Below are 26,035 nucleotides of genomic sequence, written 5' to 3' on the forward strand. Positions count from 1 at the left end.
TCGTGCGATTAAGCTAAATACCCTCAGATAATCATCCCATTAAAATGGGCTGATTTATCAAAACTCACAATTGCTTATGCAGCAATACCTGAATGTCTTAACAGGGCATCGATATTCGGCTCGCGTCCCATAAACTGTTTGAACAAGTCCATCGGCTCGGCTGAACCACCCATTTCGAGGATATTGTGCAGGAAACGACGACCCGTTTCAGGGTTGAAAATACCTTCCTCTTCGAAGCGAGAAAACGCATCCGCCGACAGCACTTCTGCCCATTTATAGCTGTAATAACCTGCGGCATAACCGCCCGCAAAAATATGGGCAAATCCATGTTGGAAACGGTTAAAATCCGGCGGTGTTAATACGGCCACCTGACGACGCACTTCGTCTAAGGTTTCTTGAATGCGCGCGCCTTTAGCTGGGTCGTATTCGTGGTGCATTCTAAAATCGAACAACGAGAACTCGAGTTGGCGCAGCATCATCATGCCAGACTGGAAGTTTTTCGCTGCCAGCATTTTATCTAACAAGGCTTTAGGTAATGGTTCGCCGGTTTCAAAGTGGCCAGAAATTTCGGCTAATGCTTCTTCCTGCCAACACCAGTTTTCCATAAATTGACTTGGTAACTCGACCGCATCCCAAGGCACACCATTGATACCCGACACGCCTGCAACATCGATTTTGGTCAGCATGTGGTGGATACCATGGCCAAATTCATGGAACAGGGTTGTCACTTCATCATGGGTAAACAGCGCGGGTTTGCCATCGACCGGACCATTAAAGTTACAGGTCAAATAAGCCACTGGCTTTTGTAATCCATTAGCGGTTTGACGGCGCACACGGCAGTCATCCATCCAAGCACCACCACGTTTACCTGTGCGGGCATATAAATCGAGGTAGAAACTACCTCTGTGTTCGTCAGTTTCGTCGAAAATATCGAAGAAACGCACGTCTTTATGCCATCGGTCAAAATCCTTTTGCTCAAGGATTTTAAGGCCGAACAAACGCGATACTGTGTAGAACAAACCCGAGAGCACTTTATCTTCGGGGAAATACGGACGCAGGATTTCCTGTGAAATCTCATACTTATGCTGCTGCAACTTCTCAGCATAGAAACTTAAGTCCCAAGAGGCCATTTCAGTCACGCCATATTCGGCCTCGGCAAACGCTCTCAGCTCAGCCAGTTCTGCCTTAGCTTGATCCTTTGAGCGCAGCGCTAACTCATTTAAAAATGCCATCACCTGCGCCGGCGTTTCAGCCATTTTCGTCGCCAGAGATTTGTCAGCAAAACTGTCAAAACCGAGTAACAATGCGAGTTCGTGGCGCAAAGCAAGAATTTCGTCCATCAGCGGGCTGTTATCAAACTCTCCGGCATTGGGACCTTGATCTGAAGCGCGAGTGACAAACGCACGGTAGCATTCTTCCCTAAGACTGCGGTTTTCGCTGTAGGTCATGACGGGTAGATAAGATGGAAAATCTAAGGTAAATAACCAACCTTCTAGCTCACGCGACTGCGCCATCGCTTTAGCGGCGGCTTTGGCAGACTCAGGCAAACCAGCAAGCTCAGCTTCATCTGTGATCAACTTAGTCCAAGCTTGCGTCGCATCCAGTAATTGATTCGAAAAACCACTGGTGAGTTCAGAAAGACGTTTTACAATCTCGCCATAACGCACTTTTTGCGCGTCATCTAAACCAATACCCGATAGTTCAAAGTCGCGCAGGCTGTGCTCTATCACCATCTGCTGGGCTTGGCTCAATTGTGCAAATTCATTGGATGCTCGCAGCGCTTTATAGGCTTGATACAAACCTTGGTGTTGGCCAACGTAAGTACCGTATTCCGATAAAAAAGGTAAACAAGCATCATGGGCGGCACGCCACTCATCTGTGCTAGTCACTGAATTCATATGAGAAACGGGCGACCAAATTTGGCTTAGCTCATCGTCAACCTGTTCTAATGGCGCGACCAAGTTGTCCCACGTAAAAGGACCTTGGTTCTGCAGCACTTCATCAATCTTAGTGCGGCACTGAGCAATGGCATGCTCAACGGCGACTTGAATATGTTCCGGTTTAATCTGTGAAAAAAGCGGTAATTTTGCGCCGCTAAGCAAAGGGTTGCTCATATTGACTCCTCAACAATCTGTATCTGTTATAAATAAGGGCTAATGGCCTATTTATCAAGGCGAGAAAACCGATTGTCCCCTTCGAACGCCTTACTTAACCCTATTTCCCCTGAAAAAAAGTGAACTAGTTCGCATTTAGGATTTACGTTTTATTTACCTACACATTGTTGCAATCTCGATCGCAAATCGAATCAATTCGCATTAATGTTTGTATGTGGGCAAGGTATTATCTGCATAACTAACGTACCTCGACCAAAATCAGCAAAAATATGGCAACACACTCAGTGAAACTTATCGCCAGCGTCCTCTGCACATTAGGGATCAACTGCCTTAGTCACAACGCAGTTGCTAATGAGGGCCTAGAACAAGTCGATAGTATTTCAAACACTATATTACCCCGCCAGATGACAGAACCTTTGGCGGTGACGCTGGATTTAGGTTGGGACAGCAAATATGTCTCACAGGGTCGCAATAACTTGCAAAATGGGGGTATTTATTGGCTCAATGCTGCCGTTCAACACGGCAACTTAACCACTTATGCCTTAGTCGGACGCGGTGATAGCCAAGCCTATACAGAGTGGAATATCGGCCTTGAATATGGGTTCAACTTAGCCGAAAACCTCGAGGCCAATCTGGGATATCAGCGCATTGAAGGCTATAGCAATAGCCGCTGCCAAGATAACGAGCTATTTGCAGAACTCGCCTACAGCGCCACAGCTTGGTTGGTACCATCGGTGAGTTATGTCTATTCCACAGAGGCAGCAGGCTACTTTGTTGAAGTGAGTTTGCACAGTTATTGGAATATCACAGACCAGTTCAGCCTCACGCCCTATATCACTCAAGGGTTTGATTTTAAATACCGCACAGAAGAACACGATGGCAGTAATAACCTGCAGTTTGGCCTCGAAGCGAATTATCAACTGACCCCAAGCATGAATATTAGCGGACACATTAGCCACAGCATTGCCCAGAGTGATATTGAGCAAGAAGCCTCAGCCAATGGCGATATGAGTTCACAGGATCAAACCTATGCCGGCATTCACTTTGCGATAACGTTTTAACGTCGTTTTAGCTCTGTGTTTCTAGCGCTGTATTGCAACCTTCCTCTGTCAATTTATCCCGTGACATTTGGCAAAAACAAAGCTCACTAACTAAACTCAAAATGTCGACGGAGCGACTCACTATTCATATCGATTTTGCCGAGGAACAGGGAATGTTAACGCATCATTTCTATCTTATCCGAACCGCTGTCATTACCTTGCCCCTGCTTTTTATCCCAGTGACAAACTCGACAAATGCGCAGCAGGTATCTGAGCCTGAACCGAGTCTAGAGTCCTTAGCGCAACCGGCACAAACCGCGCCTTTGCCCCTAGGCACTTTGCTCGACAATGAAGGTAAGCCGATTAATGTGCCTAACCAAGTGCAAAGTGCGTTCGAGTATTCGCCCCCCACTGTCACACCCACAGAGCCATCCAAAACCACTAAATCAACTAAAGCCACTCAATCGAACAAAGCCGCTAAGAGTAAAAAACTCAGTCGCAAACAACAGCTCGCCAGTCGTGCACATGTCGCCAATGATCCTAACTGCCGTTGGCTCGATAAACGTATGGATCAGCTAGAGTCCCTACTCGGCGACAAGCAAGATAACGCTGCTAAGCATCAAGCCGACGAACTCAGCGCCCGCCAAAAAGAGTGGCAGTGTTTGAAATGTGGTGCAGAAGGCCCAGCTCAAAACGATCACTCTAAGTGCCAATATCGCCGCGAAACAGCCACACGATAACAACTGAATGCAACTTTAGGAGTATTTTTATTAAAAGCAATGCCTTATACGTTAGTGATGCAATAGGCTGGTCTGTTACCGCAAAGCCCCCTACAATGACCTTCTGCTGTAAAGCATCTCATCCTTGAAGTAAGACGGAGAAACTCATGGCTCAACATTTTGACTATATCTGCCTAGGCGCAGGCAGCGGCGGTATCGCCTCAGCAAACCGAGCGGCAATGCGTGGTGCTAAGGTTCTACTCATCGAAGCCAAACACGTGGGTGGCACCTGTGTAAACGTAGGTTGTGTGCCCAAAAAAGTCATGTGGTATGGCGCCCATGTTGCCGAAGCGATGAACCTTTACGCCAAAGATTATGGTTTCGACGTCACTGTTAATAAATTCGATTGGAACACTTTGGTCGAAAACCGCGAAGCCTACATTGGTCGTATTCACGATGCCTATGGCCGTGGTTTTGCCAACAACAAAGTGACGCTGTTAAATGGCTACGGCCGTTTTGTGGATGGCAGCACCATCGAAGTGGACGGCGAACATTACACCGCCGATCATATCCTCATCGCCACTGGCGGCGCACCGACGATTCCGAACATTCCTGGCGCTGAATACGGTATCGACTCCGATGGTTTCTTCGCCCTACGCGAGCAACCTAAGCGCGTTGCCGTTGTTGGCGCGGGTTATATCGCTGTTGAAGTCGCTGGCGTGTTACACGCTCTGGGCAGTGAAACTCACTTATTAGTGCGTAAACATGCGCCGCTGCGTAACTTTGACCCTATATTAGTCGATGCTCTCGTCGATGCGATGGCAACCGAAGGCCCAACATTGCACACCCATAGCGTACCAAAAGCTGTGGTTAAAAATGCCGATGACAGCCTGACATTAAACTTAGAAAACGGTGAAAGCATTACAGTCGATTGCTTGATTTGGGCAATTGGCCGCTCACCTGCAACAGGCAATATCAGCCTAGAAAATACTGAAGTGCAATTAGATAGCAAAGGCTATGTCATCACTGATGAGCAGCAAAATACGACTCACAAAGGGATTTACTGTGTCGGCGACATTATGGCGGGCGGCGTAGAGCTCACTCCTGTTGCGGTTAAAGCGGGCCGTTTGTTGTCCGAGCGTTTATTTAACGGTATGACAGATGCCAAAATGGATTACAGCCTGATCCCAACGGTCGTGTTCAGCCATCCACCAATCGGCACTATGGGCTTGACCGAACCAGAAGCGCGCACTCAATACGGCGACGATAACGTCAAAGTGTATACGTCGACGTTTACCTCAATGTACACAGCCGTTACGGCCCATCGCCAAGCCTGTAAGATGAAGTTAGTCTGCGCTGGCAAGGACGAAAAAGTCGTCGGTATTCATGGTATTGGTTTTGGTATGGACGAAATCCTTCAAGGTTTCGGCGTCGCCATGAAAATGGGCGCGACTAAGGCCGATTTCGATGCGGTCGTTGCTATCCACCCCACGGGCGCGGAAGAGTTTGTTACTATGAGGTAGAAGCGATTTTCGCTTTGATTTCATCATATTTAGGGCCAGCTTATGCTGGCCCTAATTGATCACAGATAGCATAAAACCATTAACTCTCACGCGACTTTCCTATAATCTCGACTGAGTACTTTGCATTTTAAACACTTAGTGCGGTTATCGCTGCGCCACTGTCATCGGGGATGAATAGCGTAATGCTTAAAGAACTCGCGTTCGATGGTTTGTTATTTAGTCCATTAATTATATTTATCCCCTTAGCTTTTCTGCTTTCCTGCATCACTCGCGGGGTACTCTATCAAACTGGGCTCTATCACAAGCTGTGGCGCGCAGCTTGGTTCGAAGTTGGGCTGTTTATCTGCTATCTGGCTTTGGTCATTTACTTGCTTGGGAGTTGATTGTTCATGGGAAAAATCTTTCGTATCAGCCTCACCCTTATTGTGGTCGCGATTGCAGGTATCGCCGGACATTGGATATGGTCGCACTACCTTTATTCTCCTTGGACCCGCGACGGCCGAGTTCGCGCCGAAATCATTACCATAGCGCCAGATGTATCCGGTTGGGTAAACCAACTGAATGTAAAAGACAATCAAGTCGTTAATAAAGGTGATGTATTGTTCACAGTGGACGATACCCGCTACAAAGCCACGATTGCCGAATTGAATGCCAAAGCGGAAAGCCAAAAATTGGCATGGGAACTGGCAAAACACAAATACAAACGCCGTATCGGTTTGACCAACGCCAACTTAGTCAGCAAAGAAACCTTCGACGAAGCCTTTATCAATACCGAACTGGCAAGAACCAGTTATGAACTCGCACAGGCACAATTGAATACCGCCAAAATTGACTTAGCGCGGACGCAAATTCACGCTCCCGAAAATGGCACCCTGATCAATTTAAGCCTGCGTAATGGCAACTATGTCAGCAAAGGCAACTCAGTATTTTCGCTCGTCAAACAAGACTCTCTCTATATCACAGGGTATTTTGAAGAAACCAAAATCCCCTTGGTTCACATAGGTCAAAACGCCGATGTCAGCCTAATGAGTGGCGGCCATGTCTTGCACGGCAAAGTGGTCAGCATAGGTAAAGCAATCGCCAATACCAATGTCACCACGAATGGACAGTTATTGCCGCAAATCGGCCAAACCTTTAATTGGGTGAGGTTGTCGCAGCGTATTCCGGTCGATATCCAGCTAGATAGCATTCCTAAGGACATAGAGCTGAGCGTCGGCATGACAGTTTCCATCCAGCTACAGACTGAAAAATAGTCATTATGACGCTGTTACTTAAGAGTTTATTTTTTCCTGACCGACGAACCCTCATCTTCGCGATTAAAGGCGTGATCTCGATGGCGCTCGCCTTATATGTGGCCATGTTTTTAAATTTAGAACGGCCATATTGGGCGCTGGTGTCAGCGGTATTTTTGCAAATTCGCCCCGAAAGTGGACTCGTGATCGAAAAGGGCTTATGCCAAATTGGCGGCACCTTAGTCGGCGCGCTCGCGGGGATTGCCATACTCAACGGGTTTACGCCCTATCCCGAACTCGCCTTAGGATTACTCGCCTGCTGGATAGGGTTAAATTCTGGGTTGTCGGCCATGGTGCGCCAGCAAAACTTTGTCTATGCCTTTGCTATGGCGGGCATGACAGCCTGCTTGATAGTGCTCATTGTGATGGCGAGCCCGAGCACAGCCGATAGTGCAAAAATATTCGATGTGGCGCAGGCGAGGATCAGCGAAATTATCGTCGGCGCAATTTGTGCCGTCTTGGTCAGTTCGCTACTTTGGCCGACTAAGGTAAAACATGGTCTGCAACTGCATGCTAAAAACACAATTAATCAAACACTTAAATATCTTGCATTAGAACTCGATTTACAGGGCGTACATGCGAGCCGCCATGAACATATCGACACTATTATGGAATCAGTATCGGCGCTGAGTGACGACTCCAGCGCGGTGATTTATGAAGGTCCAGAAGGACGCGGGCAGAGCCATGCGGCGAACTTTCTCTGCAATAAAACCCTTTCGCTGTTGGCGGCAATCCAAATATTTGGCCGACTACAACGTAATCACTCCCATCTGGTCAGCGAACCGCTCGCGAAAACCTTAGCCAATATGCGCAGCAGTTTTACCCTGATGGCGCAATCTACTGATGACAAAGAATGCTACAAAATGGCGCGCACTTTAAGGTATCAACTCCAACAAAACCTGATGCAATACCGCGACCGAACCCCATTAGAGACTCGCTTACTCAAAGTTGCGATGGAGTTAAGCGCCGATCTCATCATGGTGCTCAAGAGTTATAACGTACTGACAAGCAATTCTGCGGTACAACTCAACGCGCCGCCAATGGAATTTCACCGAGATCCACTGATAGGGTTTACGACCGGTCTACGCAGCATGGCGGTATTTGTCATTGGTGCTTCGCTGTGGATCGGCACAGGGTCGAGCGCGGTACTCATGATGATCCTGATGCCTGTGGTCTTTTCCATGATGATGGCGCGCCAGCCACTGCCGATGCTAACCACGATTTTGCGCCGTATTCTTGTTGGTATCACTATCGCTGTACCCCTCACAGTGTTTTACGCTTTACCTTTGCTGGCAGAGAGTAGCGGCGATTTCGAAATCCTCATTTTAGTGCTCGCAGGCCCCTTTTTTATTGGGCTACTCGCCTTAGCGAATCGACCGACCTTGCCCTATGGTCTCGGGATTTGCGTGCCGTTTGCGGTATTAGTACAGCCCAGTAATACCATCTCATTTGCGATAGAAAACACTGTCAGCAATGCCTTAGCGATTTTTGTTGGCGTTACTGTGCTGTATTGGCTATTTAAATTAATCACCGAACCTAGCCAGCGGCTGATGCAATATCGTCTGCTGCAATCTATCCAAAAAGATCTAGTGCATATCGCGCAACATGATGATCCTGAGCCTTGGTTTAACGCCCGCATGGGCGATCGACTCCTGCGGATCGCCAGTTACGAAAAAGGTTCAGGCAAGAGTTCGAGGGTATTTACCGATCTGGTGTTCACTGCACTTAATCTAGGCCATGTGTCGATTCGAATGCGACGCATGTTGCAGGGGATTTCAGATACGCACTCAGACTTAGAAAATGCACTCAACCTCTGGCAACACAATTTAGGTCAGGCATTTATCGCCTGCGCCCACGGCCAAGTCGCAGAAGAGTTTAACACCAGCAGCGAAGCCTTATTACAAGCGCTGGCGCAATGCCCGTTACCCCACGAACAATTCACTCTGATTACTGGGATGTTTGAACGCATCACCTTAACCTTCGAACGTACCGCCCACAGTATCGCCGAGCAGAAAAACACCTCTGAAAATAGTCAGTTCTCAAACTATTTTCCGCCCCAAAAGCCACTCTCGCACCGCCGCCAAAACCATTTAAATCCAATAGAAGCTTGATATTTGGCCGATAAAATGCCTTAATATAATTAGATCACTAACTATATTGGTGATATAAATTCAATTATCAACCAAGGAGCAATTATGCCTACGGAGAACCCACCAGAGGAAAATCTTATCTCGCAAGTAGCAAGCTTTACCCGATTGCACGCCAAGGAAACCATGCAGTTTATGTGTTTATGCGCAATATTAAGCACCTATCTCTTTGTCATTTTGAAACCGAGTATTATTCAAAATAACAAAGCGTTAGGAGAAAAATAACCAATGAATTACCTGGCTTACGTTTCCTTAGCGATTTACTTTATCGCCATGCTTGCTATTGGCTTATTCGCCTATAAAAAATCCACCAGCGATGTATCCGGCTATATTTTGGGCGGCCGCAAGGTGAGCCCACAGGTCACCGCACTCTCAGCGGGTGCATCTGACATGAGTGGCTGGATGCTAATGGGTCTTCCCGGCGCAATGTTTTTGGTTGGTTTCGAAACCATTTACATCGCTCTTGGACTATTGATTGGTGCTCTAATTAATTACTTGGTTGTTGCACCCAAATTAAGGGTCTATACCGAAGTCGCGGATAACGCCCTTACTATCCCAGAGTTTTTTGCTAAACGCTTCGGCAATGCCAACAGCAGTATCCGAATTATCTCGGCCGTGATCATTGTGATCTTCTTTACCTTGTATACCTCAGCGGGTTTAGTGGCTGGCGGTAAGTTATTTGAGTCAGCATTTGGCCTGAACTACGACATAGGTTTAGTCGTCACCCTCGGCGTAGTGGTTTCTTATACCTTGTTGGGCGGATTCTTAGCAGTGAGCCTCACTGACTTTGTCCAAGGCTGTATCATGTTTGTCGCTTTAATCTTAGTGCCTGTGGTGGCATATCAAGAGTTTACCAGCGCTGACACTATGCTGAACTTTGCGTATCAATCGATTCCACACTTCACCGATGCCATGCAAAACGTCACTATGTTAGGGCTTATCTCAAGCTTATCTTGGGGACTCGGTTACTTTGGCCAACCGCATATTATTGTGCGCTTTATGGCAATTCGTTCAGTCGCTGACATTAAAACAGCCAGACACATAGGTATGGGCTGGATGACAGTGACCATTGTGGGTGCACTGGCAACAGGTCTTGTCGGTATCGCTTACGCCAATAAATTTGGCATGAAGCTGACCGATCCTGAAACCATCTTTATCGTGTTTTCTGAGTTGTTGTTCCATCCGATCATTAGTGGCTTCTTATTAGCCGCAATTCTAGCCGCGATCATGAGCACCATTTCATCGCAACTATTAGTGTCATCAAGCTCGCTAACGGAAGATATTTATCGCGTGATCTCGAAGAAAGAATCTAGCGAAAAAGACATGGTGAAAATGGGACGCTTTGGCGTAGCTGGCGTAGCCATTGTCGCAAGTCTACTAGCGCTTGACCGCTCTAGCAGTGTGCTGTCATTGGTGAGTAATGCATGGGCAGGATTCGGTGCCGCCTTCGGTCCATTAGTCTTGTTTAGCTTGTATAAAGCTAACCTAACCCACAAAGCCGCGATTGCCGGCATAGTGTCAGGCGCAGCTACAGTGCTGTTTTGGATTTATGCACCAGTACTTGCTGACGGTAAAGCTTTAACCACAGTGGTGTATGAGATGATCCCCGGCTTTGCCGTGAGCAGTGTGGTGATTTGGATAGTCTCGTTACTCGATACTGATCCTTGTGCCAAAACCACTAAATTATTCCATAAGGCTGGCCGTGTTTTAGCCGAAGACAGATGAGGCGCGCAGGTATGACTGACTTACCCTGGAAACGCATTGTCGTTAAGGTAGGTAGTGCCCTGATTGCTCCACACAAACAAGGTTGCAGCAGCCACTACTTACTCGGCATTGCCCAATTTATTACTTATTGTCGTGCCCAAGGGATCCAAGTTGTCTTGGTCTCTTCGGGCTCAGTCGCTGCAGGATGGCATCACTTTGGCGAGGTTGATAAACCGAGCGTCACAGTGAAAAAAGCCATGGCTGCAGCGGGTCAGGCCGATATGATGGCCACATGGAACAAGTTATTTGATTTCCCAACCGCACAGCTACTGTTAACCCACGGTGATTTACGCAATCGAGATCGTTACATCAGTATTAAAGACACGATTTTCAGCCTACTCGAGCATGGGCTACTGCCAATCATCAACGAGAACGATGCCGTCACCGCCGACAAGCTCAAAGTTGGCGATAACGATAATCTCTCGGCCATGGTCGCCGCAGCGGCCGATGCCGATACGCTGATTATCTGTTCGGATGTGAATGGGTTTTACACACAAAACCCCCATGAATATCCCGATGCACAGCTTATTAAGCAGGTGACCGAGATTAATGCCGAGATCTACGCCATGGCGGGCGGCGCCAGCAGTGCCGTCGGTACGGGGGGAATGCGCACTAAGATACAAGCCGCCAAGAAGGCGATTTCCCACGGGATCGAAACCTTTATTATCAATGGTTTTGATGCCGACTCATTCAACCAATTGTTGAAGGGCCAAAACCCAGGAACCTTATTTACCCCCGATGAGAAGCCAATGCAGGATCACTTGCACTGGATGACACATACCTCGCAGGCTCAGGGCGAAGTCATTGTTGAAAATGACTTTAATATCGCCCTCGATATCCATAGCGAGCAATTGACCAGTGACGATGTCGTTGCCATCAATGGGGACTTTTCTGTCGGTGACACCATTTTAGTACGCAAAGACGATGGCACTAAATTGGCCAAGGCCAAATCCAATTACAGCAGTTGTTTACTTAGCTTTATTACGGACCAAGACGATCGCGAGTTTGCCAGTGAATTTCAGCAAAAGACTGGGCCGATTATTTCCGAGAAAAACATCGCCATTCTCGAATAAGCATCAGCCGAATAAAACTAAGCGAGTAAACATCTAAGCGGAGTAAATATGACTTTAATCAAAAACTTATCTCAAGAAGCTGCCAAAGCGGCTCTTATTCTCGCCCAAGTTGATGAACAGCTTAAAAATACTGTACTCCTCGACATGGCGCGTTCATTACGTGAAAAGTCCTACGAAATCCAAAGCGCTAACTTGATTGACCTACACAGAGCAACAGCCGATAACGTTGCCCCTGCTATGCTCGACCGCTTAACGCTAACACCAGAACGCGTAGAAGCCATGGCAGTAGGCATTGAAACCATCGCTGCCTTGCCCGATCCCATTGGCAATGAACGTTATATTGGTCAACGACCTAACGGCTTATCCATCAGCAAGATGCGCGTGCCATTAGGCGTAGTTTGTATGATTTATGAAGCGCGTCCGAATGTTACCGCCGATGCGGGTGCCCTGTGCTTTAAATCCGGCAATGCCGTGATTTTGCGCGGTGGTAAAGAGGCGCTGCACAGCAGTAAAATTATCGCCACCATTTTGCAAAGTGTATTGAAACAGTACGGCTTGCCCGAGGCGTTAATCACAGTAGTGCCCGATCCTGACCGTGCCCTGATGTTGGAACTGATGCAGCAACGAGATTATATTGATGTAATCATTCCCCGTGGCGGCGAAGGCTTGATTAACTTTGTGTCTGACAACAGTAAAATCCCAGTGATCCAGCATTTTAAAGGCGTGTGTCATTTATACGTCGATAAAGATGCCGATCTGGATATTGCTTTGGACTTACTGCTCAACGGTAAAACCCAGCGCACAGGCGTTTGTAATGCCCTCGAAGCCCTATTAGTGCACCAAGAAATTGCTTCGCAATTCCTGCCTAAAGTGGCCAAAGCGCTGGCCGAGCATAAGGTTAAAATCAATGCTTGTACCCAATCCGGTGGCTACTTCGAAAACTGTACTTATATGGAAGAAGACGATTTCGGCCAAGAGTATTTAGATCTCGAAATCGCCATTCGCCAAGTCGATCACTTCGACCATGCAATCCAACACATTGCCCGTTTTGGTAGCCAGCACACCGAAGTGATTTGCACCGAAAACGAAGTCACAGCCGCACGCTTCCAACGTGCAGTCGATGCTTCAGTGGTGATGGTCAATGCTTCTTCGCGCTTCTCCGACGGCAGCGAACTCGGTCTTGGCGCCGAAATTGGCATCGCGACCTCTAAGCTACATGCCTACGGCCCAATGGGACTCGAGTCCTTGACCGCTGAGAAGTATTTAGTCTCAGGCACAGGCCAAGTGCGGGCGTAAACCTAAGCTGTAAATCACACTTTTAGGCTTAACAAGTCCGTTGGATTTCGATTCAATTGTAAAGATTAAAGGCCACAGTCGGTAACGACTGTGGCCTTTTTGTTGGCTAAATTGACCCTATCCACAACAGCCTGAGTTCCAAGTCGATGCCCTGAAACCGAGTTATAGTAAGGCATGCGCTAAAAGTGCAGATCCCACTGCGACGGCTTATCACAGCTCGCTGACAAGCTATTCGCCAATAAGTTACAACCCAGCTTAAACAATTTACACATTGAGCATATTGCATTTATTTTCAACAAACCTATCATGCGATCGATTCTCATTTGCACCTAAACGCTTTATTTGCACTCAGGATCACCAATCATCATTTAATCTGAAATCGCCTGAAAGGATTGAAATACCATGCCTCCCCTATCTGTTTTAACGTCTTGGCGCTCGCCATTGATCCCTGTACTTCTCAGCACACTTACTCTGACGGTTCAAGCCAATACTGACCCTAAGCAAGATGAGAAAAAAGATACAGAACAGATAGAAAGATTGAACGTGGTAGGAACATACACCCGCGCGGCAATGAATAGCGCCACGGGTTTGTCTATGTCACTCAAAGAAACCCCACAAAGCGTCACTTTGATTACCGAAGAAATGATCAGTGACAAAGGTTTGGTCACTATGGAGTCAGTGTTAAATCACACTCCTGGCGTCACTATGGTAGGCGATGCCTCTGAAAATAGTCAGATTTTCGTGCGCGGTTATGCACTCGACAGCGGTGTCCAAATTGACGGCTTAATCACAACCTCTTCATCCCATGTTTACAGCGGCTCAATTGATCAAGGTTTAGACCCCGTGATTGCCGAACGGGTTGAAGTATTAAAAGGGGCGGCAGGGATTTTAAGCGGTTTAGGTGAACCTTCTGCCACGGTTAATTTTATTCGTAAACGTCCAACGGATGACACCCGCGCCACGGCAAGTGCGAGTTATGGCTCATGGAATACCTATAGACTTGAGGCCGATGTTTCTGGCTGGCTCACGGATTCAGGCAATGTGAAAGGTCGATTCGTCAGTGCGGTGAAGAAAGGCGATTCTTTTATCGACCGCTATCAGCGCGATACCACAGTGCTTTATGGCGTGGTTGAAACGAGTCTAGGCGTAGATACTAGCCTGTCACTGTTTGCGGACTATCAAAAATCGCAAACCGATGGCGTGTATAACTGGAACTCTAATCCCGCATTTTATACCGATGGCACAGCTGTCGATTTCGGCCGCAGCTACTCTAGCTCACAGGACTGGACCCATTGGGACGTGACCCAAAAGAGTCTTATGGCCGAATTTAAACATAGATTCGATAACGACTGGTCACTCGTCAGTGCCTATCGTATTGCTAACGCCACCATAGATGCATTGGCCTTTTACCCAGGCGATTATATCGTCAAATCAACCGGCGAATTTGTTGGCCCTTGGGGCAATACTTATGCCGCCCAACATGATCGCGAGTCAGATACCAACAGTTTCAACCTGTATGCAACGGGTAACTTCGACTTACTCGGCCGTGAACATAGCGCTGTGATCGGTTTTAACTACGGTGACAACGAGTTCGATAACATCAACACTGAATCTGGACGCCAACGTCGCTATAACGTCGCGGATCAGGGCAATTACCCCAAGCCTAATATTCCTAATTCACCCACCAATGGCCAAACCAATGAGCAAAGCCAATCGGGTGTTTACGGCACTGTCCGTGTCAATCTGTTGGATTCACTGAAATTAATGGTCGGTGGACGCGTAAGTAACTGGTCCTATGAAAAGCATGATCTCGTGGGTAACAGCACAGATGCGACCATGGAAAAAACCGGTATTTTCATCCCCTACTACGGCCTAGTCTACGATGTGACCGAGCAGATCTCTGTCTACGCTAGCCGTACTGAAATCTTCAAACCTGGCACCTATTTTGGTGAAGATGGCCAACTGCTCGAACCTGCAGAAGGCACAAACGTCGAAGGCGGCGTCAAGGTCGCGCTGTTCGATGACACGCTAAACATGTCAGCCGCCATCTACGAAACCAATAAAGACAACGAACCCGAGTATGCAGGTAAAGGTCAGCTACCTTCCGGTGACTCTATCTACGAAAGTGTGGATGGGATTACCACCAAAGGCTATGAGTTAGAAATTGCCGGACGTCTTACCGACTTATGGGATATCAGCGGTGGTTATACCCACAACAATGCAGAAGATAAAGATGGCCTACGTCGTCAAACTTATCTGCCCGAAGATATCTTCAAACTCACCACTAAATATAACTTTGAAGATATTCTGCCGGGCATTACTGCAGGTGCGAGCTGGCGCTGGCAGAGCAGCACCTTCTATCAAGGCACTATTTGGGGTGTCGATGGCGCGCCGAATGTGGCTTACCGCCAAACACAATCCGCCTACTCACTCGTTGACTTAATGTTTGGCTACCAAATCACACCTTCTATTTCTATGCAAGTGAACATTAACAATATTTTCGACAAGAACTACAACCGTTCACTCTGGGGTTACGCCGACTTTGGCGAGCCACGTAATGCCACACTATCACTACGTTGGACGCTCTAAAACATAGCCCTAAACCGAAATAATATTAAGGATAATCAAATGAAACAAGCACTTGCAATACTCACTTTACTCGGCGGTATCGCTTTTTCGGCTCAAGCACATGAAGTATGGCTTGAGCGTAATAACGATGGTTCGGTTAAAGTGCAATTTGGCGAACCGGGTTCAGAGCAAGCTTCGGCAGAAGAGTTAGCATCGTTAAGCGCGGCGCGTATTTTCGCCGCCAATGCCAAGACACCGTTAACCGCCAAAACGCAGGCCAATCATCTACTGGTCAAAACCCAAGATGGCAAAAGTGATGTCAGTTTCTATGCCGATACCGCGTGGCAACCATGGAAAACTGAGACCGGATTGCAGGCCGCAATACTCTATGCCCGCACGGGACAAGAACACACAAAAGCGCTGCAAGATTTTGAATTTACGCCAGTAAAGTCAGGCGTTCCCGAGTTTGTGCTTAGCTATAAAGGCGCACCACTGGTGAATCATCCAGTACAAGTTTATCGCCCCGGTTTTTGGAGTAAATCTTTCACCACCGATGCCCAAGGTAAATTCGCCCTCGATACCCCAGATGCGGGACGCTATTTGCTCGTCAGTAATCACACCACAGAAGGTAAACAAACACTCGCAGGCAACGAGGTTGATAGCGTTTTACACATCACCACCACGAGTTTTATCACTCAGTAATAATCTTATAGTGAGATGGAGTTAACGTGCGTTATTTAATGATAGGTTTATACATGCTGTGTTCTGCAGTACACGCAAGCACAGCACCTGTAACAGTCGCCTTGCCCCAAACAGGCAGTACCAATGAACTTTTGCCACTCAGTGGCTCCATTAAATCCGCACGGGTAGCCCGCTTATCTGCACGTACCGATGGCTTAGTTGCCAAAGTACTGGTCGATGCGGGCTCTAACGTTACCGCTGGCCAGCCTTTGCTCGCACTCGATGACACCTTAGCCATACACCAATTAGCACAGCGTCAGGCCGATGTAATGGCCGCTAAGACCATGCTGGCAGAAAAGCAGCGACTCCTCACCGAGGCACAAACGCTCAGTTCTCAGCAATTATTTCCCGAAACTGAGCGCGCGATTCGCCAAGCGGCAGTCACCGAGGCCGAAGCCAATCTGCAAAGTTTAACGGCGGCATTAGCACACCAAAAAGAGGTGGTCGCCCGCCACCAACTGATCGCGCCGTTTGCGGGAGTGATTGCAAGTAAACAAACTGAAACCGGTGAATGGGTTAATGTCGGCACTGAAATCTTCACCTTAGTATCCCAAGAACAGCTCTGGCTCGATATTCAAGTCCCACAGGAAATGTTCCAAAACATAGCCACTGCAACTCAAGTCGATATTGCCGCAGATATGCTGCCTGAACAGCAGTTTATCGGCCATGTGAATGCACTCGTCCCCGTGAGCGACCACAATGCTCGCAGCTTCTTGGTGCGCTTAACCATTCCTGATGCGAGTGGACTTTTGATGCCCGGCACATCGGCCACTGCGACATTCCACTTACAGCGGGCGCAACACAGTGTTGTCGTGCCGCAAGATGCGCTAGTCCGTCACCCCGACGGCCAGTTCAGTGTCTTTACCGTGCAAAACAACATAGCCCAACGGCATACAGTTCAAGTGGGCCACACGAGCGCCATCGGGATTGAAATCCTTAGCCCATTACCTAAAGACGCACCCGTGGTGATCCGCGGTAACGAGAGCCTACAAGACCAACAGCCAGTCTCTGTACTCAACTCTGCAGTAGGAGGTTAGTGGGATGCTAAAGTTTGGAATTAAACATGGCACCTTACTGTCGGTCATCGTCTTGATATTTTGCGTATTGGGCACGGCTGCCGCACTGCGTATCCCAATCCAAATGATCCCCGACTTAGATGTGCGCACCATCAGCGTGGCCACAGGTTGGCCGGGGGCAACGCCGCAAGACGTCGAGAAAGAAATTCTGCTTGAGCAGGAACGCTACCTGCGCACCCTGCCCAACTTACAACGCATGACATCTTGGGCTGATACGGGTTCGGCATGGATAGAACTCGAATTCCCCCAGAGCACTGAGATCAGCGACGCGCTTATTCGTGTTAGCAATGCGCTCAGCCAAGTATCGTCCTACCCTGAAAACATCGATCAACCAAGGCTTTACAGCAGTTCATATTCAGACAACGCTTTCATGTATTTCCGCCTCGTGCCTGTCGCGGGGAACCCGCTGAATCTAGACATAGACATGATGCGCGATTTTGCTAACGACTTTATTCGCCCACAAATGGAGCGCGTCAAAGGCGTTTCCTCCGTCACTATTCAAGGCGGCGCTGAACGGCAAATTCAAATACGGCTCGATCCCGCCAAACTCGCCCAACGCGGCATCAGCATTATGGACGTGCGCCAAGCCATTCGAGATCGCAACAAGGACACTTCTGCGGGCGATATCGACAGTGGTAAAAAACGTTATTTACTGCGGGTAATTGGCCGTTTTGAGGATTTAAATCAACTTAAGCAACTGATTTTAAAACGCCAAGGTAATACGAATATTCTGCTGCAAGACGTTGCCGAGATAAAACTCGACCACGCTGAGATCCGAGAACTGTCCTTTGCCGAACAAGAACGCACCCTCAGCTTAGCGGTCAAACGGGATGTCGGTTCTAACGTTATCGCCATCAAAGATGCCATGATGCCCGTGATTGCGCAGATCAATCAAAATCAACTCGCCCAGCACGCCATGCAGTTAGAGTTATTCAGTGATGATGTGCGCTATGTGCAAGATTCGGTTGCAAATGTCTGGGTCAATTTAGGTCTAGGTGCCTTACTGGCAACCTTAGTGATGTATCTCTTCTTGCGCTCGAATCGAGCCACCCTGATTGGTGTTATCGGTATTCCGCTGTGTACCTTAGCCGCCTTCGTCGGGCTGCTGGTATTTGATCGCACCATTAATGTCATTTCATTGGCGGGTGTTGCCTTTGCCATAGGCATGACGGTCGATAACAGCATTGTGGTGCTCGAAAGTATTGAACAAGCGCGCAGACGCGGATTAGAGCGTCTCGAAGCAGCCATAAGTGGTATTTATGATGTCTGGCCCGCAGTATTAGCCTCGACGCTCACCACAGTGCTAGTGTTTGTACCCATTCTATTTATCAAACAAGAAGCGGGGCAACTGTACTCGGATATCGCGATTGCCATCGCTTCATCCATTATCGCTTCTATGCTGGTCGCGGTGTTCATCGTACCCGCCGCTATTGCCCGTTTTGGTTTCGGTAAGATGCACTCGGCGCAGACAAACCAAAGTGAGCCGCCCAAAGCATCACGCATATTGAGCTTAGTCAGCCAACTTGTACTGTCGGCAAGACGCCGCGCCTTTGTGATTGTGCTGTCACTCGTCTCGACGATCGGGCTTGCGGCTTGGCTGATGCCTCCGGCCGAATATTTACCCGAAGGCGAAGAACCAAAAGCCTTTACTTCTATGGTCGCGCCGCCGGGTTACAACCTATCGGAAATGGCTAAAATTGCAGAAGAATTAACGACTCAGCTATCCGCGAGAGTCAATGCCGAGGCGGCATCCTTTGAACGTGGTGAGCAAAAGATCCCGCCGCTAAAATACTATACCCTCAGCGTGGGTGTCGGCAGTATTTGGGTGATGAGCGAACCCGTTCGCAGCCAAGATATGGATGCCATGATGAGCTCACTCACCGCCTTGTTTGAGCAATATCCGGGCATGCGCGCCTATTCATCGCGGGGTTCCATTATTTCCAGCAACGATGGTGGCACCCGCGCTGTCGCCTTGGATATTTCAGGCCCAAATCAAGCCAGCCTCTACCGCGCTGCCGAAGCGGCGTATCAAGCGGCAGAAAAAGTGTTTGCCGAGCCGCAGCTGTATTCAGACCCATCGACCTTATCGCTAGATCAACCGCTGTGGCAGATTTCCCCTCGCTGGCAACGTCTTGTAGAACAAGATTTTAGCGGCAGCGAGTTTGGCTATGCGGTTTCGGCACTGAGCGATGGCGCCTATGTCGACGAGTTTTTCCTCAATGATAACAAGGTTGATATCTTCCTCTTTAGCCTTGCGGGCAATCAACAGAGCCTGTCGCAATTGGCGCTCGCACCGATAGTGACACCTAAGGGCAATGTGTTGCCACTGCAAGCCTTGGCCGATATTAGCGAGCAGATGGATAGCGACAGTTTACGCCGCGTCGATGGCCGCAGAACCGTGACTCTTTACATTATTCCGCCGCGTTCCATTGCGTTAGAAACCGCTGTGGCTAAGGTGCGGGAAGAATTAGTCCCCATCCTCTATCAACAGGGTGCTGTCGGCAAAGATGTCAGTTTGGATATTTCGGGCGCAGCCGATCAGCTCGAAGCGACGAAAGCGGCACTCTCCAGCAATTTTCTGGTCGCCGTGTTGATCATCTACTTGTTATTAGTCGCGATTTTTAATCACTGGGGTTATCCGTTATTTGTGCTGATCACTATCCCGCTAGGACTTGCTGGCGGTTTAGTCGGCTTACAAGCACTTAATTATACTGGCAGCTTATTTGCGTATTTTGGCGGCCAAGGTTGGCACCAACCCTTTGATATGATTACTATGCTTGGGTTTTTAATCCTACTCGGCACTGTCGTTAACAACCCGATTTTGATCGTGGAACAGAGCCGTAAAAACCTGCAATCGGGTCAGTTTGGTGTCGTTGAAGCCGTCAAATCTGCCGTCGCCAGTCGATTACGACCGATTCTAATGTCTACCGCGACGACCTTGTTTGGCTTATTGCCGCTGGTGTTATTCCCCGGTGCTGGAAGCGAACTCTACCGCGGCGTTGGCATAGTGGTATTGGCAGGTCTTATCGTGGCAACGCTACTTAGCTTAACCTTTTTACCCGCCCTGTTAATCTCTGTGCTATCCCGCACCCACAAGACAAATTCAGCAGAAGTGGCACACCATCATGACTGAAAAAACCAACATGACTCCGCCGTTAACACAAAGACTGATGCGCTGGAAAACGTCAGCCATCTGGAACGATAGCCTGCACATAGGCAATCGCTGCCTCGCAGCAACCTTTGGCGGCTATTTGTTAAGTGCAGTAGCGACTATTTTGCTCGCACAAATCCTGCCGTTATCTCAGGTTGATCGGGTGTTAACCGCCATGATGCTGTCATTTACTGTGTACACCTGCGCCGTGATTTGGGTGTTCAGCGTTAAATCAACATGGCGATACTGGCTGGATTTATTCGCGCTCAGCGGTCTGCTGTATTTAGCTTACCTCGCCGCTAAAGCGTTTGATGTTACAAGTGTTCAAGGGAGTGGATTATGAAAGACTCCTTTTTTCGTTCAATGACTTGGCTACACACTTGGGTTGGATTGCTCACCTGCTGGGTGTTGTTTCTGGTTTTTTTCGCCGGAACAGCGGCCTATTACCGTGCTGAAATCAACCTGTGGATGCAACCCGAAAACCACGGCAGCCAATATGATGCCAATGCGGATAATCAACAATTGATACTTAAGGGCCTCACGTCCTTGGCACAACAAGCGCCTGACGCTGAGTCATGGTGGATTTACTTACCCACACAACGGATGCCATTACTGACCTATGCATGGAGCGATCCCGCCGCTGAAGGCCAGCGATTTGGTGATTATCATCAAGGCTTTATTAACCCTGCGACAGGTGAAGCCTTACCTAAAGCACGGGAAAGCCGAGGGGGCGACTTTCTCTATCGACTGCATTTCGACTTGTACTACATGAGTGTACTCACGGCGCGTTGGATCGTCAGTTTTTGCACTATGTTCATGTTGGTCGCCATCATCAGCGGGATAGTGATCCACAAACGTATTTTTAAGGATTTTTTTAGTTTTAGACCCGGCAAAGGCCCGCGCTCTTGGTTAGATGCCCATGTCGCCAGCTCAGTTCTCGCATTGCCCTTTCATCTTATGATCACTTATACCGGCCTAGTGACTTTGATGTTTATGTATATGCCATGGGGACTTAACACACAATATGGTGATGAAACTCAAGCCTTTTATTCGCAATGGAAACCCATTTACCAAACTCCCGCCGCCACTGGCACGCCAGCCACTATGCTCGATAGTCAGAGTTTACTCAGTGCGATTCACAGTGTCGTGGGTGAGTCGCCACTTGAAGGCTTGCAGTTTGATAATCTCAACGACAGCAATGCCAGCGTAACAGTCAAAATCGCCCCTGAGCACAGCTTAAATCAGCAAGCGCCTTGGTATCACTTGTCTACTGTGACCGGTGCTGTGTTGGCGCAGTCGGCTGTGACTTCGGGAGCGAATCAAACCCAAAGTGCCATGATAGCCCTGCACAGTGGTCGCTTTGCTGGCCAAGGCCTACGTTTACTGTATTTACTGGCGGGATTAACGGGCTGCGTGATGATCGCCAGCGGCGCGATTATGTGGGCCGATAAGCTGGCACAAAAGCAGCTTAAAAAAGATAAGAATCATAGCGGGCTCACGCTAGTGAACATGTTGAATCTCGCCACCTTTGGTGGCCTGCCCATTGCGCTAGCCTGTTATTTTTATGCCAATCGACTCTTACCCGTCACCTTTGCAGATAGAGAGAACTGGGAAATCCATTGTTTCTTTATCAGTTGGGCTTTAGTCGCACTGCTCGCTTGCTTCAAACGAGATAAACAAACATGGCAACGACTTTTTTTACTCACAGCCTTGCTTTATGGCCTGCTACCCCTGCTCAATGCCATGACTTCGCAGTATCAGCTGATAAGTAATCTACAGCGCCAAGCCTATGTTCTCGCAGGATTTGATCTCATGATGCTCGCACTTGCAGCGCTGTTTTGCATGGCAGCCAAACGCTTGCGTAGCCCTAAAAAAGTACTGGCTACACGGGTAACCAAAGCGACGGCAGAATTAGGAGTTGAATCATGACAGCAACAGGCGAATTGTTAACCTGTTTTATCGCCATGGGGCTGTTGGCCTTATCTTATTTTAACCACCACCGGGCCGTGCGTAACCGCCAGTTAACCGATGCACAGGCACGCGGATTTCGCACCGCTGGTACTGTAACGCTCGTCCTGTGCTATTGGCTTGCCAGTCGTCATTACGGCCCAGCGTACGCCAGCGTATTACTGCTCGGCTGGGTATGTTTGAGTTCGATAATTCTAGTGATTTTACTCAGTTACAAACCACGCTGGTTACAGCCCATATTACCCGCCAGCACCGTAGTGTGCTTGCTCGGTTTGTTGTATTAAGTCAATCATAACCGAAACTAAGATGAGTTAGGCTTGATAGCAAATCGCAGAGAGTGAGGTGGATAGCCAAACCCTAATCCAATATGATCATACTGAAAATGATTAAGCACTCACACTCCAAAGACAAACAGCACTTTTATTTTATAAGAAATATCCCTATAAGTTAGACGGCTACAAATATTTAACAAACACATCCTACTGATACGGTATGTGAGTAAAGCGTTTGAAATTTAATGAGTGTAAGTTCTTTTTTTGCAGATGCTCAACTACACTAAACCATTCAACGTGTAGTGAGAATAAACTTACTCCTTGTTCAGTATCAACAACGTTGATATCACATAATGAGCTACTATGTTCTAACCCTATCTGACGCCTCTTCAAGTTAATTACTTCTAAACTTTTTTCCATATAATCCTTTATTAGCTGTCTACTCTTCAAATGCATTTCTGAAATTGCGTAAATATAACCATCCATAATTTGATGCAAATCAATTTTTTCACCATATTTTAATAACATCTGTTGTGAAAAAATACCGCTATCGATTAGCTTTTTCTTAGCAAGTGGCACATGAAAAATAGCAACACTTTGATTATCTTCTGGACTCCAGCGAACACCTGTAGTGAACGTTTTTACGGGCAACGAAGCATGCTGTACATAATTCCTTAATTTGCATCCAAAAATATAATCAGGATTATTCTTTGATATATCTTGTCGATGCTTTTTAACCTCGTCGTGACTACTTTCTGAAGCAGTAATACTTTTAACGAATGATTTCTTATCCCCATCATGAAAGTGGCGATCAAGATATAGTTTACTGAAGTTTAAAACATTGAAATAAAAGCGATTTAGCTTACTACGATTATTATGATTCTTTATGTAATCATATTTAACACTGTCAGAAATAGCTCTGACACTCATTTCATACATTGTAGACTTAGCTTCAACATAGGATTCTATTACCTGATCATATAATTCTTCATGGTCAAGTATTTTAGATAGAATCTCTCTAGCATTACTCAACTCTAAATATTCACAATCACTTAGCTTTGCCTTATGGGTTTTCAGCAAACTGTCGCTCACTATACTAAAGTGTAATTCTTTCAATCTATCAACCTTGATGATGCTATTTATTAACTCAACACATTAGATACGTTAGTAGTATTAAGTCAAATAACAAATCATTCTGATGTGGACATTAATATTAAAAATAAAAAATAAAACAGGTAGTTCTCAGCTGGTCCTAACCCCGGCTCAATTCCGCAGAATGTAACTCCCCAAAAAATTACCATAAAAGTATATATATCTCACTATGGTCGCTCATGTGCATCCATGCACTTCACGACATTCAGACATCCTGCCTATCAAATAGCGAGCTAGCTTTCACAGGTGCAGGGGCGAATGAAAATCGGTGATTTTCGCGCTTATGAGCGAGAGGCAGGGATTGCCGAACTGGAGTGCTTTACATGGATGTAAAGCGAGGACTTCGGAAGCGATAGCAAATTTGCCAATGAGCACAAGGAGCTTTCAACTCCGTTGGGGGCGAGCATCCAGGAGGATAGGACGAGCAGTCCTCCTTGGTCGGGTGTGGGGTGAAGCCCCACGACTTTCTCGGCTGTAAGCCCGCAAAACTCAACGTAAATCAGATAGTGATTTACGTTGCCCCATCACACTGTGACTTACCTGCTTGATAGCAACTGGGTTGGCGTGGGCATACGGCGCCGCGGGAGCAAATAAGGCGGGCGTCGTTTTTGATCCCGCGTTCTATCCAGTTGATATTGAGGATTTTTGCGACGCTCACCAGATCGCTTTTAATGTGTTTGGGAATAGTGACTGAACCGCCGCTGGCGACACAGGCATCTTTCAAATCGTGGGCGATAGACAGGGCATCTTTGCCTTGGGCTTCAATGGCTGGATTTAAATCTATGCCGGCACAGAGAACATGGGGATTGCCTGCCGAGTCTTCGACTTTAATCGACTCGCAGCAGTAAATGCGTGGTTCGTTGCCGACGTTTAAAATCGAAATCTGTGCCGAAGTACCGACCGTCGGCTCACTGATCATCCTAAAGACGGCCCAATGCTGACAAGGGTCTTCCACTAACCGCATATTGCCCCAAGGCAGTGGAATACCGTTACCACGGTAAACGGCTTTGAGCTTGCCCGGTGCGTAAGCGTCGAAATAATGCCAATGAGGATAAGGAGATACCACTGTCATGCGCCGCATGGCGACTGAGGCTGACACTTGCAGTTGCTTGTGTACCTCAATCTCATAGCCGTGGCGGTCGAGTAATTGGCGATAAGGCACTTTAGGGCACAGCAGCGCACCGGCGAAGAAGCTCGATTCAAAATCGCGCCACGCATGCAAGATATCCTGCGCGTTCAAGGTATTGGACTGCATACCCGCCTCTTCATCCACTTCTAATTTACGGCCTGAGATCATCACACTCTTGAGGCCGTCCTTGTTGTGCAACACGCAATGACCTATGTGCACGGCTAAATCATATTTGAGTCTATTGGGACGATTTTTGAGGATTTTATTTACATAAATCGTGCTCGGCGGCTCAATAAATGAGGTGACCAACTGACGTGAACTCACGCCCATTTCATCGATAACTTCCTGCGGTGTACTGTCTATCCACTTGATTTTTAATCCCATTCCATTAGCGATATCCAACATATCGTCCAGAGATAAGGGCATACGTTTGAGGCCGACTTCTTCGGCGGCCCGTTCAAGATCGGGGAAATGATTTTGATGGTGTTCTTGATGGGCGCGGATCAATAAATGGGCAAACTGCCGACCAGAGATCCCCGTCTGCGACAGCATTTCTGGAATCGCGATTTGTAAAATATCATTGGAAAACAAAAAGCTGGGTTCGAGTGCCATACCACTTATGCCACCACGTCGACCCTTGTCTGGCGTAATGGCGTTTTCTTCGGGCACATCGTCTAAGAACCATTCGGCGTCTTTTTGAAAAACCGCGGCGATCACAGCCAGCATTCCGGCACTCGGCACACGCTTGCCACGTTCGATCATCGACAAATATGACACAGAGGGCGCACTTCCTGCGTCGACTCGAATGCATCGTGCCGACAAATCTTCCATAGTTAAATTATTACGTTTCCGTAGGTTACGTATTTTTGTGCCTAGGAAATGTGATTTTCTCATCAAGCTCTGGTCATTGCGCATTTTGTAAAATTCACAGTGTAAAATTTTTATTGTGAAATTGTAGTCAAAAAAAGACTAGACTACAAATCAAGCAATCAAGGAAAGGCTAATGCGAA

At 47.7% G+C, this 26,035-nt stretch carries 20 protein-coding genes; 17 read left to right on the forward strand and 3 right to left on the reverse strand.

The features are described 5' to 3' along the window. Positions 1-74: 74 nt before the first annotated feature. Positions 75-2,114, reverse strand: a complete 2,040-nt coding sequence (gene prlC, locus L5L97_RS12440; RefSeq protein WP_263182195.1) for an oligopeptidase A — start codon at positions 2,112-2,114, stop codon at positions 75-77. A 269-nt stretch (positions 2,115-2,383) separates the two neighbouring features. Between prlC and L5L97_RS12445 the strand changes: the two genes are divergently transcribed. The 17 genes from L5L97_RS12445 (at position 2,384) to L5L97_RS12525 (ending at position 22,756) form a co-directional block, all read left to right on the forward strand. After that, on the forward strand, positions 2,384-3,175 hold the full coding sequence (locus tag L5L97_RS12445) for a hypothetical protein (RefSeq protein WP_263182196.1): 792 nt from the start codon (positions 2,384-2,386) through the stop codon (positions 3,173-3,175). 152 nt (positions 3,176-3,327) lie between these two features. Next, positions 3,328-3,894: a hypothetical protein gene (locus L5L97_RS12450; protein ID WP_263182240.1), complete on the forward strand. Its 567-nt coding sequence runs from the start codon at positions 3,328-3,330 to the stop codon at positions 3,892-3,894. Positions 3,895-4,040: 146 nt separating this feature from the next. Continuing rightward, positions 4,041-5,396 carry a glutathione-disulfide reductase gene (gene gorA, locus L5L97_RS12455; protein ID WP_263182197.1) on the forward strand — a complete coding sequence of 452 codons (1,356 nt, stop codon included), beginning with the start codon at positions 4,041-4,043 and terminating at the stop codon, positions 5,394-5,396. Positions 5,397-5,578: 182 nt separating this feature from the next. Further along, positions 5,579-5,779, forward strand: coding sequence for a DUF1656 domain-containing protein (locus L5L97_RS12460; RefSeq protein WP_131524438.1), 201 nt, complete (start codon positions 5,579-5,581; stop codon positions 5,777-5,779). A 6-nt stretch (positions 5,780-5,785) separates the two neighbouring features. Further along, the gene (locus L5L97_RS12465; protein ID WP_113940195.1) at positions 5,786-6,649 is read left to right on the forward strand and encodes an HlyD family secretion protein; all 864 of its coding nucleotides are present in this window, start codon (positions 5,786-5,788) and stop codon (positions 6,647-6,649) included. Positions 6,650-6,654: 5 nt separating this feature from the next. After that, on the forward strand, positions 6,655-8,799 hold the full coding sequence (locus L5L97_RS12470; RefSeq protein ID WP_263182198.1) for an FUSC family protein: 2,145 nt from the start codon (positions 6,655-6,657) through the stop codon (positions 8,797-8,799). 84 nt (positions 8,800-8,883) lie between these two features. Continuing rightward, complete coding sequence (locus tag L5L97_RS12475; RefSeq protein ID WP_263182200.1) at positions 8,884-9,060, forward strand: hypothetical protein; 177 nt, start codon at positions 8,884-8,886, stop codon at positions 9,058-9,060. A gap of 3 nt (positions 9,061-9,063) precedes the next feature. Next, positions 9,064-10,560 carry a sodium/proline symporter PutP gene (putP, locus tag L5L97_RS12480; protein ID WP_168826179.1) on the forward strand — a complete coding sequence of 499 codons (1,497 nt, stop codon included), beginning with the start codon at positions 9,064-9,066 and terminating at the stop codon, positions 10,558-10,560. Positions 10,561-10,571: 11 nt separating this feature from the next. Further along, positions 10,572-11,672: a glutamate 5-kinase gene (gene proB, locus L5L97_RS12485; protein WP_263182202.1), complete on the forward strand. Its 1,101-nt coding sequence runs from the start codon at positions 10,572-10,574 to the stop codon at positions 11,670-11,672. A gap of 48 nt (positions 11,673-11,720) precedes the next feature. Next, complete coding sequence (locus L5L97_RS12490) at positions 11,721-12,968, forward strand: glutamate-5-semialdehyde dehydrogenase (RefSeq protein WP_263182203.1); 1,248 nt, start codon at positions 11,721-11,723, stop codon at positions 12,966-12,968. Positions 12,969-13,370: 402 nt separating this feature from the next. After that, the gene (locus L5L97_RS12495; protein WP_263182204.1) at positions 13,371-15,557 is read left to right on the forward strand and encodes a TonB-dependent siderophore receptor; all 2,187 of its coding nucleotides are present in this window, start codon (positions 13,371-13,373) and stop codon (positions 15,555-15,557) included. A gap of 39 nt (positions 15,558-15,596) precedes the next feature. Next, positions 15,597-16,238, forward strand: a complete 642-nt coding sequence (locus L5L97_RS12500) for a DUF4198 domain-containing protein (protein WP_263182205.1) — start codon at positions 15,597-15,599, stop codon at positions 16,236-16,238. A gap of 26 nt (positions 16,239-16,264) precedes the next feature. Next, positions 16,265-17,314, forward strand: a complete 1,050-nt coding sequence (locus L5L97_RS12505) for an efflux RND transporter periplasmic adaptor subunit (protein ID WP_263182206.1) — start codon at positions 16,265-16,267, stop codon at positions 17,312-17,314. A 4-nt stretch (positions 17,315-17,318) separates the two neighbouring features. Next, complete coding sequence (locus tag L5L97_RS12510) at positions 17,319-20,486, forward strand: efflux RND transporter permease subunit (protein WP_263182207.1); 3,168 nt, start codon at positions 17,319-17,321, stop codon at positions 20,484-20,486. Continuing rightward, positions 20,479-20,847 carry a hypothetical protein gene (locus tag L5L97_RS12515; RefSeq protein ID WP_173248398.1) on the forward strand — a complete coding sequence of 123 codons (369 nt, stop codon included), beginning with the start codon at positions 20,479-20,481 and terminating at the stop codon, positions 20,845-20,847. The genes L5L97_RS12510 and L5L97_RS12515 overlap by 8 nt, the downstream gene beginning before the upstream one ends. After that, positions 20,844-22,433 carry a PepSY-associated TM helix domain-containing protein gene (locus tag L5L97_RS12520; protein WP_263182209.1) on the forward strand — a complete coding sequence of 530 codons (1,590 nt, stop codon included), beginning with the start codon at positions 20,844-20,846 and terminating at the stop codon, positions 22,431-22,433. Before L5L97_RS12515 ends, L5L97_RS12520 begins: the two co-directional genes overlap by 4 nt. Next, entirely contained in the window at positions 22,430-22,756 is a 327-nt protein-coding gene (locus L5L97_RS12525) for a DUF3325 domain-containing protein (RefSeq protein ID WP_263173906.1), read from the forward strand. The genes L5L97_RS12520 and L5L97_RS12525 overlap by 4 nt, the downstream gene beginning before the upstream one ends. A gap of 195 nt (positions 22,757-22,951) precedes the next feature. Here L5L97_RS12525 and L5L97_RS12530 read toward each other — a convergent pair whose 3' ends face one another. Beyond that, entirely contained in the window at positions 22,952-23,860 is a 909-nt protein-coding gene (locus L5L97_RS12530) for a hypothetical protein (protein WP_263182211.1), read from the reverse strand. Between the two features lie 547 nt (positions 23,861-24,407). Continuing rightward, positions 24,408-25,940 carry a DUF3612 domain-containing protein gene (locus L5L97_RS12535; protein ID WP_263173909.1) on the reverse strand — a complete coding sequence of 511 codons (1,533 nt, stop codon included), beginning with the start codon at positions 25,938-25,940 and terminating at the stop codon, positions 24,408-24,410. Between the last annotated feature and the right edge of the window lie 95 nt (positions 25,941-26,035).

The sequence above is a fragment of the Shewanella sp. SM71 genome (assembly GCF_025653905.1).
Classification (GTDB): Bacteria; Pseudomonadota; Gammaproteobacteria; order Enterobacterales; family Shewanellaceae; genus Shewanella; species Shewanella oncorhynchi.